Here is a 12,863-nt window from a genome sequence, read left to right on the forward strand (position 1 = left end):
GAGGCGGGGTCCGACTCGTCGGAGCGGATCCGTGGCGCCCGTACGGTACGGAGCCCGGTCGAGTCGCGCGAGCCGGACGGGACGTTCGATGCGGTGATGCTCGCGTCGTACCCGGTGCATGGGGGCGAACACAGTGTGCGACGGCATGTTGCGCACACCTGCCGTGAGCATGTCGCCGACGGCAGCCCTGTGTTGATCCAGCCGTCGCGTGGCGCCGCCGGGTTCAGTGCACGATGGTGTAGCTGCGCCAGGGGCCCTTGCCGGGCGTGATCACGTCGGAGAGCGTGGTGGCGATGTACGCCGTCTTCTCGCCGGTGCAGTCGGGCGTCCGGTACATCACGAGGTCGACCAGCGTGCGGTTCGTGACCTCGACGGCGCCCGGTCCGAGCCGGTGACAGCCCGTGACCAAGGGGCTGGATACTTTGACGTGCTGCTTCTGCTCGGTGTCGTACGTGATGGTGCCGACCGCGGTCCGGCCGAGACCGGAACAGCCCGCGGTGGCGAGGGTCAGGAGCACTGCCGCGGCGGCGACGCCGAGGCGCCGGTGATCGGTCACGGACATGGGCGCTCCTCGTCTGTGCTGTACGGACAGGCCGCTTGTGCTGTACGGACAGGCCGCTGCTGGTCACATTGCAGGATCACGGGTGCGGCGGCACCAGATGCGCGTCCGGCCGGGCTACGGGCCCGTAGGTTCTCTCCTCGTTTCCCTCTTCGCGCATCTCGTTCGCACATCTCGACCCATGGGTCATACAGGGCATACCGTGGTGATTAGCACCTCGGTCCGGCGTCTAGGGAGCCCATGATGGTCGAGGAACTGGTTGTAGCTGTTATAGCGGCGATATGCGCGTGCGGGCTGTACGCACTGGCCGCCGCCCGGGTCGTCAAGCAGTACGAGCGGGGCGTGGTGCTGCGCCTCGGGCGGCTGCGCGACGGCATCAGAGGGCCCGGATTCACGACGATCATTCCGTTCGTGGACAAGCTGCGCAAAGTCAACATGCAGATCGTGACGATGCCCGTGCCCGCGCAGGACGGCATCACGCGTGACAACGTCACTGTGCGCGTGGACGCCGTGATCTATTTCAAGGTGGTGGACCCGGCGGACGCGGTGATCCGGGTCGAGGACTACCGGTTCGCGGTGTCGCAGATGGCGCAGACCTCACTGCGGTCGATCATCGGAAAGAGCGATCTGGATGATCTGCTCTCGAACCGCGAGAAGCTGAATCAGGGCCTGGAGTTGATGATCGACAGTCCGTCGATCGGCTGGGGCGTCCAGATCGACCGTGTCGAGATCAAGGACGTGTCGTTGCCGGAGACGATGAAGCGTTCGATGGCTCGCCAGGCGGAGGCGGACCGGGAGCGGCGCGCGCGGGTGATCAACGCCGACGCGGAGTTGCAGGCGTCGAAGAAGCTCGCCGAGGCGGCAGAGCAGATGTCCGGGCAGCCCGCCGCGCTCCAGTTGCGGCTGCTCCAGACCGTGGTGGCCGTGGCCGCGGAGAAGAACTCCACACTCGTCCTGCCCTTCCCCGTCGAACTGCTCCGCTTCCTCGAACGGGCGACGCCGGCCGAGGCCGTCCAGGCGGTACGGAGCGTCTCGGGTGCCGCGGCGGCGGTTCCGGGAGCGCAGACCGGGGCCTCCGAGCCGTTCACGCCCTCCCCGTCGTCCGTACAGGAGACGCAGGAGACACCGGAGACGTCGACTGCTGTACCGGGGACACCGGCCGGGGCCGCGCCCGCTGCCTCCGCCGACCCCGTATCGCGGCCCGAGTCCGAGTCCGAGTCCGAGTCCGGGTCGGGGTCGGGGTCCGAGCTTGAGCCCGACCCCGATCCTGTCCGGTCCTTCGGAACTACGGCCGGATCCGGCGGGGCGGCCGCGCCGTCCGCGCCGCGTCCGTCCGCACCGCGTCAGACATCCGAGCCGCCCCGCCCCCGTGTCTGATCCACCCTGATCCACCCGGCGTCCCGTCCATCTGCCAGCTGCCCGCACACTCGCCCCGCTTCCCCGGTGCTGCCCCGCCTCCCCGACCTTGTGGCGCAGGGCCGCGGGAAGCGGGGCGTGCGTTCTGGAGCGAGGGGTGCTTTTTGCTGGTAGGGCGGCGCTGAGCTGCGCAAACGCGGTTCAGGGACCGACTGTCAGACCCCCCGCCTAGACTCGCAGAGGTAATCAGATCTCGAGGTGGGAGGGAGTCGGTGGCCATGGCGCGATTGGCGCATACCCGCGCACAGCCGACCGCGCGTGTCCCGGCGACCGACCAGCTCGCAGCACCGGCATCAGCACTCACACCCACGTCAGCAACCACAGCGGGATCCGCACCGGAACCCACACCAGGATCCGCGCCAGGACGCACCTCCGCATCGCCCGCGTCCGTCTCCGCACCCGCATCCCCTGCTTCACGCGTGGATCCGTCCGTGTCCGTGTCCGAGTCCGCTTCGGTGGCCCTGTCCGCGTCCCTGAGCGCGGGGCTCGCGCGCTGCGCCGCCGTTTTTCTGCCCGCCGCTCTGCCGCGCGAGGGGCGGATCGCCTTCTGGGCCCCGGAAGGAAAGCTGCCCCTCGCGACGGAGGAATACGGGTCCGCCGACCCGGCTGGGCCGGGCGAGCCGGACGCCGCAGGTCCGGGCCGGGGGGAGCTGACGGTCGTACGGCGCCACGGCGCCGGAGTCCGTACGCGCGCGGTGCCCGCTGTGCTGCTGCCCGTCGCCGATGCCGTCCCGCTGCTGGTTCGTGCCAGGCGGGACGAAGCGGCGCATCCCTCGGCGGCCTGCTGGGGCGCCGCCGCGCTGCATGCCCTCCAGTTGACCGCGCGTGGCAGGCTGCTTCCCGGCCTCACCGCGTCCGACCACGACGCCTGGCGGGCAGGGCCGCTCGACGCCGACGACATCGCGCAGTTGCGGGCCATCGCCGCGGCCATGCCACCCGAGGCACATGCCGTGCCGCTCCCGGACCTGCGCCCGCTCCAACTGCCCGAGCCCGAAGCCCTGGTGAGGGCGTTCCTCGACGCCGTGGCCGACTCCCTGCCCCGTACCCCGGCGGCAGCGTACGCGGCGGGGGCGCCATTCGCCGCACGTGCCCCGCAGCATCTGCCGGGTGCCAGGGACTGGGCGGCGGAGGCGGCTGCCGGTATGGACGCGGGGGTGCGGGTCTCACTGCGCCTGGACCTGTCCGCGTACGACCTGTTCGACCAGGCGGCCGAGGCGGACGGGGGCGAGGACGCGGGCTCCGACGCGCTCTCGGGCACCGCCTCCCACGCCCGCTCCGGCGAGGCGGATGTCCCGCGCCGGGCCGGCGCCGCTCTCGTCCAGATCCACAGCCTGGCGGACCCCACCCTGGTCATCGACGCGGCCGGGCTCTGGGCGGGCCACGGCGACGAGAGCTTCGGTCCGCGCGCCCGAATCGATGCGATGCTCGCCCTGCGCCGCGCGGCGCGCGTGTGGACCCCGCTCGCCCGGCTGCTGGAGCGCGATGTCCCCGACGCGCTGCCCCTCTCCGAGGACGAACTGTACGAACTGCTCGGCCCGGGGGCGGCCCGCCTCTCGGCGGCGGGCGTCGCCGTCCACTGGCCCAGGGAGCTGGCCCGTACGCTCACCGCCGCCGCGGTCGTCCGTCCCGCGCCCGGTTCGGCCACGGACGGCACACCCTTCTTCGACAGCGAGGAACTGCTCAAGTTCAACTGGCAGTTGGCGCTCAACGGCGAACCCCTCACCGAGCAGGAGATGGACGCGCTCGCCGAGTCGCACCGCCCGATCGTTCGGCTGCGCGACCAGTGGGTGGTGGTCGACCCTGCTCTCGTCCGCAAGGCGCGCAAAAGGGAGTTGGGCCTGCTGGAGCCGGCTGACGCGCTGGCCGTCGCCCTCACCGGGACCGCCGAGATCGACGGTGAGACGGTCGAAGCGGTCCCGACCGGCGCGCTGGCGTCGCTGCGTGACCGCCTGACCTCCGGCCAGGACACGGTCCCCCAGCCACCGGCCCTGGCCGCCACGCTGCGCGACTACCAACTGCGCGGTCTCGCCTGGCTGGACATGATGACCTCACTCGGTCTGGGCGGCTGCCTCGCGGATGACATGGGCCTCGGCAAGACGATCACGGTCATCGCCCTCCACCTGCACCGGGCCCGTACGGAACCGACGCTCGTCATCTGCCCCGCCTCCCTCCTCGGCAACTGGCAGCGCGAGATCACCCGCTTCGCGCCCGGAGTACCCGTCCACCGCTTCCATGGCGCCGGGCGCAGCCTGGACGATGTGACGGACGGCTTCGTCCTCACCACCTACGGCACGATGCGCGGCAGCGCCGACACCCTGGCCGCGTACAGGTGGGGCATGGTGGTGGCCGACGAGGCCCAGCACGTCAAAAACCCCTTCTCGTCGACCGCCAAGGCGCTCCGAACGATCCCGGCGCCCGCCAGGATCGCGCTGACCGGCACCCCCGTGGAGAACAACCTCTCCGAGCTGTGGGCCCTGCTCGACTGGACCACCCCCGGTCTGCTCGGCCCGCTCAAGGCGTTCCGCTCCCGCCACGCCCGGATCGTGGAGAACGTGGAGAACGCCAAGAGCGCCGACGTCAAGGACGCGGAAAACGCGCAGGCGGTGGAGCGGCTGTCCCGGCTGGTCCGGCCGTTCCTGCTGCGCAGGAAGAAGTCCGACCCGGGCATCGTGCCCGAGCTGCCGCCCAAGACCGAGAGCGATCATCCCGTCGCTCTCACCCGTGAACAGGCCTCCCTCTACGAGGCGGTTGTCCGCGAGACGATGGCCGCCATCGAGGACGCCGAAGGCATCGCGCGCCGCGGCCTCGTCATGAAGCTGCTCACCTCCCTCAAGCAGATCTGCAACCACCCGGCGCAGTATCTGAAGGAGGACGGGGCCCGGCTCACCGGCCGTTCCGGCAAGCTCGCCCTCCTCGAAGAGCTTCTCGACACGATCCTCGCGGAGGACGGCTCGGTCCTGATCTTCACCCAGTACGTCTCGATGGCGCGGCTGCTCTCCGCCCACCTCACGACCCGTGCGATTCCGTCCCAGTTGCTGCACGGCGGTACACCGGTCGCGGAGCGCGAGCGCATGGTGGACCGGTTCCAGTCCGGCGAGACACCGGTCTTCGTCCTCTCGCTGAAGGCCGCGGGCACCGGCCTCAACCTGACCAGGGCCGGCCATGTCGTCCACTTCGACCGATGGTGGAATCCGGCCGTGGAGGAGCAGGCGACGGACCGCGCCTACCGCATCGGCCAGACCCAGCCCGTACAGGTCCACCGGCTGATCGCGGAAGGCACGGTCGAGGACCGGATCGCGGAGATGCTCGCGTCCAAGCGAGCGCTGGCCGATGCCGTCCTCGGCTCGGGCGAGGCGGCGCTGACCGAGCTGACCGACCGCGAACTGGCCGATCTGGTCTCCCTGCGGAGGCTCTCATGACGACTGCGCGCGCTCCCCGGCACGACGACCGACGCCGCACCTTCCCCGCTCTGTCCCCCAGACCGGGGGCACAGAGCGGGGAAGGTGACTTCGCCGCCACCTGGTGGGGGAACGCCTGGGTGGAGTCCATGGAGGACACCGCCCTCGACGTGGCCCGCCTCCAGCGCGGCCGCGCCTACGCGGGCCGCGGCCAGGTGGACGCGATCACCATCACCCCGGGCCGGGTCATGGCGTACGTCCACGGCTCCAGGCCTCGCCCGTACCGCACGGAAATCCGCCTCCGCACCCTCGCCGAGACCGACTGGGAAGAGCTGCTCGACACCGCGGCGGCCCGTCCCGACCACATCGCGGCGCTCCTGGACAAGGACATGCCGCACGCGCTCGCGGCATCGGCCGACCTCCTGCCCACCGTGGGAGACCTCACCCCCGACTGCTCCTGCCCGGACGACGGTTACCCCTGCAAGCACGCCGCCGCGCTCTGCTACCAGACGGCCAGACTTCTCGACGAGGATCCGTTCGTCCTGTTCCTGATGCGCGGACGCGGTGAGAACGAGATCCTCGCCGACCTGACCCGGCGCAACGCCACCCGCTCGGCGGCCGAACGGGCCACGGCGCCACCGCTCATGCCCTCCGTGGCGGCCCTCGCCGCTCTGGCGCCGCGTACGCTCCCGGAGCTTCCACCGCCGTTCCCCGTACCGGCGCAGCCCGGCCGGCCCCCCGTCTATCCACAGGCCCCCGGCGCACCCGACCCGCTCGCGCTCGACCTCCTCGCCACCGAGGCGGCGGCCCGCGCGCACATGTTCCTCACCACCGGACTCGACCCCATCGGCGCTCTCACTCCCTGGCAGGACGCCGTACGCCTGGCCGCCGCCCACCCCGGATCCGGGCTGACAGCCTCCACCCGTGCCCTCTACCGCGCCCTCGCGTCCGCCCTCGGCCGCACCCCCACCGACCTGGCCCGCGCCGTCGCCGCCTGGCGGCAGGGCGGACTCGCCGGACTCGCCGTGCTGGAAGAGCCCTGGGACCCGCCCGCGGGCCCCTTCGACCGGGCGCGCCCCGGTCTCGCCGCCGCCGACTTCCCGTCGTTCCGTCCCTGGCGCAACCGGCTGTCCACGTCCTCCCTCCAGCTCCGGTTCGGCCGGGACGGTGTCTGGTACGGCTATGAATCGGACCGCGACCGCGAGGACTGGTGGCCGCGCGGCACGCCCGACACCGATCCGGTGGGCGCGCTGACTGCCCTGCTCGGCAGGTGACGGGGCGGCCGGTAGGCTCGTGTCCCGCGTACGGATCAGCGGTTCAATCAGCGGTCTAAGGGGGCCTGGTGGAAGCCGAGTTGGTGGCACTCGCGACAGCGAGCGCGACAGCGATCGTCCAGCAGATGGCGACAGACGGCTGGATTCGCGCACGCGACCGGGTGGTGAGTTTCTTCGCGAACCGGGGCGCGGCGTCCCCCTCCCCGGAGGACATCGCGTCCGACCTGGACAGGTCACAGGCCGAACTGACCACCGCCCAGCAGGAGGACGACGAGGAGGCCGCCGCCGACGTCCGCGCGGAATGGCGCAACCGCGTGCGCCGCTCGCTCCGCGATGACCCGGAAGCGGCCTCCGAACTGCGCGTGCTGCTGGACGAGTTGAACCCCGGGATCCCGGCCCAGCAGGTCGGTGAAGTCCACAACACGATCAGCGGCGGCACCCAGCACGGCCCGGTCGTCCAGACCGGCACGATCGGCAGCCTGCGTTTCGGCACCGGCGGAGGGGAATGAGCGCCGTGACGGGCGACGGGGGAAGCGACGGGCCGGACGTCCGGCGAGGCGCCGGACGAGGCGCCGGAGGAAACAGCGTCAACGGCGGTAGCCAGCACGGCCTGGTCCAGGCGGGCGAGATCGGCACCTACACGCAGCATCTGCACTTCCACGGTCACGGAGCGGGTGACGCTTCCGGCCCACCTGGCTCGCCCGGCTCTCCTCCCTCCCACTCGTCCCCCTCGCCCATGGGGCATCAACTCCCCTTGGACAATGACGTGTTCGAGAACAGGGACCTCGACCGCGGCAAGGTATGGGAGGCGCTCGACGAGCGGCAGCGGTCGCCTCGTCCCGTACGCCCGCTGACAGCGGTCATCAGCGGGGTGGGCGGCATCGGCAAGACCGCGCTGGCCGTCCGCCTGAGCCATGAACTGAAGAGCCGTTTCACAGCGGCGTATGTCGATCTGGACGAATGGCGCACGGCCGGCTCGATCGACCTCCAGGCCCTGTTGAAGCACCTGCTCCGCTGGCTCGGCGCGGAGGAGAGCTGGTTGACGGCGGATTACCGCGAACAAGTACGACTGTACGAGAGGAAGACCCACGGGGCGCGCGTGGCGCTCGTCATCGACAACGTCTGGTCCGCCGACGAAATCTCCACGCTGTTGCCGGTCTCGGCCGAGTCGGTGGTCCTGGTCGTGAGCCAGGAGCGGCTGCGCCCGCTGGAAGCGCGCGGGGCGATCAGCATCGCACTGGACCCGCTGGCGGAGGAGCACGCCTCGGCCGTGCTCCACAAGATCGTCGCGGGGGCGGAGCGCGATGTGCCGCCGCGGGTTCTGGAGCAACTCGCGCGGCTCTGCGCGGGTTTCCCCATCGCCCTGCACGCAGCCGGCAGGCTGCTGTGCGAGCACCCCAGCAGGCGAACGGAACGGATCGTCGCGGACCTCACCAAGGACCTCTACGAGAAGGGGCTGTCCGTGGTGGAGGCAGTCTGGAACGCCGCCTACGACGCGCTCTCGGTCCCTGCCGCCCAGCGGCTCTACCGTTTGCTGCCCCAGCACCCCGGTTACGACATCGCGCTCGAAGCGGCCACGGCCCTGCTCGGCACCGGTCTCGACGACGCGGAGGACGCGCTCGACGCCCTGACGGACGCGGGCCTGCTGGCGCTCTCCCCACGCCCCGGCCGGAACCAGCTGCACGACCTGCTGCGCGCCCATGCCACACGCTGCGCGAACCGGCACACCGACCCGGCCGAGACGGAAGAAGGCCTGCGCAGGCTCCTGGTCTGGTACCGCAGGCAGGCGGAGCGGGCCGACCGGGCGATCGATCCCCGCCGGCCGCGTGTGGCCGAACCGGTCCCCGAGCCGTCAGACGCTCCCGAGCGGTCGGCGGCTCCCGGGCTTCCGGACGCCCCCGACGTTCCGTTCGCGAGCGCGGCGGAGGCCCGGACATGGCTCGACACCGAGCGCAAGGCGCTCTACGGACTGGTGCGGACCGCGAGCGATCTGGGTGAGGACACGCATGCCTGGTCCCTCTGCGAGCCACTGTGGAAGCACTACGAGGACCACCACAACCACACGGACGCGATCCGCGCTTTCCAGGTCGGCAAGGACGCCGCACAGCGCGCCGGGGCCGTCCGGGCCCTGATCCGGATGCGCTGTCAGCTTGCCCAGGCCCAGTGGAAGGCCGGCCGGGCGGGTGACGCGGACACGGAGACACAGCAGGCGGTGCGATCGGCCGAGTCGGTCGTGCCCGGGGAGAGACTGCATGCCTCGGCCCTGGAGTTCCGGGGAAAGTACTTCGCGTGGAACGGCGAACCGGACCGGGCCGTCGAGTACTTCGAGCGGTCGCGTGCGATTCACCGCACGATCGAGAACGCCTACGGCATCCTGCTGCAGAGCTTCCTGCTCGGCCGCACACTCCGAGCGGCTGGCCGCTTGCCCGAGGCGGAGACCGAGCTGACGACCGCCCTCGGACTGGCCCGGGAACAGGAGCACGAGCGCATGATCGGCCGGTCGGCGGCCGAGCTGGGCCGTACGCACCGCGAACTGGCCCGGCCGGAACAGGCCATTGCCGTGTACGAGGAGGCGCTGGCCCAGGAGCAGGCGCGGGGGTCCACGTACGACCAGACACAACTCCACGAAGAACTCGCCGCGTTGATCGAAGCGACCGGCGACACGGAATCCGCGGAGAGCCACCGTGCGCGCGCCCGCGAGCTGCGCATTGAGGCCGGCGTGGGGCCAGGGGTGGAGATCGGGACTTGAGCCGGGGGCGACGACGGTCACAACTCGGCGTAGGCGTCGCCGTCCGCCTCCCCGTCCGTCACGTACGCCAGCCGGACCGTTGACCGTCGGCCGCCCACCACACAGTCGATGGTCGCGGGCAGCGGGGGGCATCCGCTCTCCTCCAGCCGGCCGTGGACGCCGGAGAGCACCGCCGCCGGGTCGGGCCGTGTCCAGGGTTCGCCCCGGGAGACCTCGGTCATGATGCGCGCGGAGAGGAGCGGACGCCCGTACGGTCCCGGCTCACGACGTCGGAACACGCAGTGGTCGTGCCCGAGAACGGCGACCGCCGTCCGGCAGCCGGGATAGGTGTCCAGGATGTGATCCGTCCAGTCGCCCGCGGTCCACGTCGCATGCGGCCACACCGTGTCGGACTCGCGTGATGCGGACCGCGAGCGCCGGTGGATGAGCCCGGCGCTTCGCATCTCGTCCAGCGTCGAGAACCCGTCCTCCGCGACCACGTGGCCGCCGTGCGGGCCCCCGTCCAGCGGATACCGCGCCACCGTGACCGTCCCCCCGCGTACCTCGACGCGTGCCGCGAGCGCGGTCGGCCGCTGCCCCGAGATCCGGGGGACGGGCAACGGCCGGACGGCGACCGGACCGGGATACGGTTCGAGCCCGAGCAGCCGGTAGCAGCGAGTACGCAGATGCTCCAGCGAGCGCCCCTGCTCGGCGAAGGCCGCGGCGGCGAGGGCGCTGGTGGCGCCCGGCCGATGGCCCGCGACGGCGGCGTCCAACTGCGTGGCCAGAGGGTCGTCGGCCGTCAAGCGCGGTACGCGCGAGAGGAGTTCGGCCATCGGGCTGCCCGGAATCAGTTCCGTACCGCCCTCGTGGCAGCCGATCAGGGGCCGGTCCAGGGCCGCCGGATACAGCGCGGTGGACCCATGGTCGGTCAGCACACAATCGGCCGCGCCGAGGACCGCCGCCCACTCCTCGTACGGTCGCGCCAGCAGCAGCCCGGCGGCGAACGCGGGCTCCAGGTGCTGCCGCAGCGTGAAGGCGCCGAGTTCGCTGTGGACGTTGGGGTGCAGTACGAGCGCCACCTGATAGGCGTCGTAGGGCAGTTCGGCGATCAGCCGCCGGGGCAGCTCCGGCCTGCGCTCCAGCAGCGATTCGGGCCCCCACGTGGACACGACGGCCACCAGCCGCCGCCCACCGGTTCCCAGCGCGTCCCGGTACCGCTCCCGCCGCGTACGGGACGCCAGCATCCGGTCCAGCGTCGGATCCCCCACGACCGCGGCGCGCTCCGCCACGGCCGGCGACCGCGCGGCGAGCCGGACCAGTTGATCGGGATGCGCGAGCGCGTGCAGCGCCGCCAGCGGGACCCCGTCACGCAGGAGCTGCCGCGGATGCAGCCCGGACGCGGAGTCGTCGGTGGACGCCTGGGGGAGCCGCTTGTTGAAACCGGCCCCGTGCGGCAGGAGCACGAGCGGCCCGGTCAGCTCATGCAGCGGCCCGTTCGGACTGGCCGCCACCACGAGATCGTGCCCGCCGCGCACGGCGTCGGGCCAGGGGATCGTACGGGCACCCGCTCCGTCGAGCGCGGCGAGCGCGTCCGTACTGAAGTCGGACCCGGGAACGAGGGTGAAGACGGGCCGGACACGATGATCACCGGCGAAGACGGGGAGGGTGTCGAGCAGCCGGTTCAGTGCGGTGGCGGACCGTACGGCATACAGCACGGTCCGCCGGGCCCGAGCCGTCAGCCCGCTGCCCGCTGCCCGCTGCCCGCTGCCCGCTGCCCGCTGCCCGCTGCCCGCTGCCCGCTGCCCGCTTTTTGATGGTTGATTCTACTTTGTTCCGTCCGGCTGGGTGTGCCGTTTCCCTCAACCGCTGCGGCAGCACAGGTCTCGTGGGGTGGTTCCGGCGACATGTCGGAGATCGTACGCGGATGGTGCGCGGACGGCCGAAGCCGGGAGCACGGGGACTACGCCGTACTGCTCGCGTAGTCGTGCCGTACTCCCGGCTTCGGTGGGCGCCGCTTGCCGCGTCGGGCCGATAGCGGCTTCCGGCCGTCCGGTCAGGCCGTCGCCCAGGTCGGGCGGCCGCCTGGCCGGTCAGACCGTTCGGAGGGTCAGGCCGTGTGGAGCGTCAAGCCGTACCGGCTCAGGATCGGCTTGATCGGCTGGTAGATGGACTGGCCTCCGGCGGTGCAGTTGCCCGAGCCGCCCGAGGTCACTCCCTGGGCCTGGTCGCCGCTGATGTAGGCGCCGCCGGAGTCGCCGCCCTCGACGCAGGCGCTCGTCTGGGTCAGCGAGTAGACGGTGCCCTGGGCGTAATTGACTGTGACGTTCTTGGCCTGGACGTTGCCGCAGTGCCAGTGCGTGGTGGAGCCGGAGCGGCAGATGGAGGCGCCGACCGGGGCCTCGTTGGAGCCGCGGACCAGCTGGTCGGAGACGGTGCCCCAGCCGATGACCACCGGGACGGTCCACCAGCCGTTGGCGACGTTGACCCATGCGTAGTCATTGCCGGGGAAGGACGATCCCTGGAAGTTGCCGATGGCCGAGTTGTCCCAGCCGCGTACGGCCGCTCCGGTCTGGCCGCAGTGGCCGGCGGTGACGAAGCCGCCGTGCACGGAGAAGCCGATGGAACAGCGGACGTTGCCCGTGTAGTACGGGTCGCCACCGACGGTTCCGGCGGCGGTCGTCCGCGGTGCCTCGGCGATCTCCTCGACCGTGACCGGGCCGGTCTTCAGGGCGCGGGTCACGAAGTCGCGGACATCGTTGTCCTTCTTCTGCGCGGCGACGACGCTCACCACGACCTGGTTGCTCTTGGGGTCGACGCGCCAGCCGCTGACGCCGGTGGGCGCGTCGAGCGCGTCGAGACGCTCCTTGACCGTGTCCAGCTGCCGGGCGCTGTTCTTCACCAGGCGTACGGTCGCGCCGGTCGCCCGTACGGCGTCGGCGTTCCGGTCGCTGGTGACGGCGACGGTCAGCTTGCCGGTGTCCGGGGTGAACCAGGAGCCGCCGTACGTCGAGCCCGCCGCCTTGCGCGCCTTTCCTTCGACGGCTGTCGCCGTCTTCTCGGCGGCCAGTCGCGCCGTGGCCTCGCTCTCCGTCAGGCCGAGGTCCTTCTGCATCGCGGAGAGCAGTCCGGCGGAGGCCGGTGCTTCGGCGGCGGGAGCGGCCGCGGTCGCCGGGGCGATGCCTGCGGTTGCCCAGGTGCCGAGGAGGAGGAGTGCGGACAGGCCGGTACGTATCACGGTCGTACGTCTCAAGGGGGTGGCCCTTCTGTGTTCCAGCGACGGGGGGGGGAACGTGCAAGGGGTGAGAGCGCTCTCAGACGCTGCCAGCCGGAGCGTAGCGGAGGGTTATTGGCAGGTCCATACCAACAATCAACTCTCGTCGATCCGGCCGGGATCCAGCGGACGCGCGGTCCGGACATGAGGGCCGGACATGGGAGCTGGACATGGGAGCTGAACATGAGGGGCCGTCGGACCCTTTGTGCACCCC

At 71.5% G+C, this 12,863-nt stretch carries 8 protein-coding genes; 5 read left to right on the forward strand and 3 right to left on the reverse strand.

Annotated features, from left to right (window positions below; genetic code table 11):
• Positions 1–223 precede the first annotated feature (223 nt).
• The gene (locus tag ACIOJD_RS11650) at positions 224–562 is read right to left on the reverse strand and encodes a hypothetical protein (RefSeq protein WP_401911192.1); all 339 of its coding nucleotides are present in this window, start codon (positions 560–562) and stop codon (positions 224–226) included.
• Positions 563–802: 240 nt separating this feature from the next.
• Between ACIOJD_RS11650 and ACIOJD_RS11655 the strand changes: the two genes are divergently transcribed.
• The 5 genes from ACIOJD_RS11655 (at position 803) to ACIOJD_RS11675 (ending at position 9,396) form a co-directional block, all read left to right on the forward strand.
• On the forward strand, positions 803–1,936 hold the full coding sequence (locus tag ACIOJD_RS11655; protein ID WP_401911195.1) for a slipin family protein: 1,134 nt from the start codon (positions 803–805) through the stop codon (positions 1,934–1,936).
• 476 nt (positions 1,937–2,412) lie between these two features.
• On the forward strand, positions 2,413–5,394 hold the full coding sequence (locus tag ACIOJD_RS11660) for a DEAD/DEAH box helicase (RefSeq protein WP_401911759.1): 2,982 nt from the start codon (positions 2,413–2,415) through the stop codon (positions 5,392–5,394).
• Entirely contained in the window at positions 5,391–6,647 is a 1,257-nt protein-coding gene (locus ACIOJD_RS11665) for an SWIM zinc finger family protein (protein ID WP_401911197.1), read from the forward strand. The genes ACIOJD_RS11660 and ACIOJD_RS11665 overlap by 4 nt, the downstream gene beginning before the upstream one ends.
• Positions 6,648–6,715: 68 nt before the next feature.
• Complete coding sequence (locus tag ACIOJD_RS11670; protein ID WP_401911200.1) at positions 6,716–7,156, forward strand: hypothetical protein; 441 nt, start codon at positions 6,716–6,718, stop codon at positions 7,154–7,156.
• Positions 7,153–9,396 (forward strand): tetratricopeptide repeat protein, encoded by a 2,244-nt coding sequence (locus ACIOJD_RS11675; RefSeq protein ID WP_401911203.1) that lies wholly within the window; start codon positions 7,153–7,155, stop codon positions 9,394–9,396. Before ACIOJD_RS11670 ends, ACIOJD_RS11675 begins: the two co-directional genes overlap by 4 nt.
• A gap of 17 nt (positions 9,397–9,413) precedes the next feature.
• On the opposite strand, the gene ACIOJD_RS11680 is transcribed toward ACIOJD_RS11675, so the two are convergent.
• Positions 9,414–11,093, reverse strand: a complete 1,680-nt coding sequence (locus tag ACIOJD_RS11680) for a translation initiation factor 2 (RefSeq protein WP_401911205.1) — start codon at positions 11,091–11,093, stop codon at positions 9,414–9,416.
• A 392-nt stretch (positions 11,094–11,485) separates the two neighbouring features.
• A complete protein-coding gene (locus tag ACIOJD_RS11685) occupies positions 11,486–12,628 on the reverse strand; it encodes a S1 family peptidase (protein ID WP_401911208.1) in 1,143 nt (380 codons plus the stop codon).
• Positions 12,629–12,863 lie beyond the last annotated feature (235 nt).

The sequence above is a fragment of the Streptomyces sp. NPDC088116 genome (assembly GCF_044741745.1).
Lineage (GTDB): Bacteria > Actinomycetota > Actinomycetes > Streptomycetales > Streptomycetaceae > Streptomyces.

Coding starts and splice junctions, on each gene's coding strand:
- ACIOJD_RS11650 (WP_401911192.1), bottom strand. CDS start 562: ATGTCCGTGACCGATCACCGGCGCCTCGGCGTCGCCGCCGCGGCAGTG.
- ACIOJD_RS11655 (WP_401911195.1), top strand. CDS start 803: ATGGTCGAGGAACTGGTTGTAGCTGTTATAGCGGCGATATGCGCGTGC.
- ACIOJD_RS11665 (WP_401911197.1), top strand. CDS start 5,391: ATGACGACTGCGCGCGCTCCCCGGCACGACGACCGACGCCGCACCTTC.
- ACIOJD_RS11675 (WP_401911203.1), top strand. CDS start 7,153: ATGAGCGCCGTGACGGGCGACGGGGGAAGCGACGGGCCGGACGTCCGG.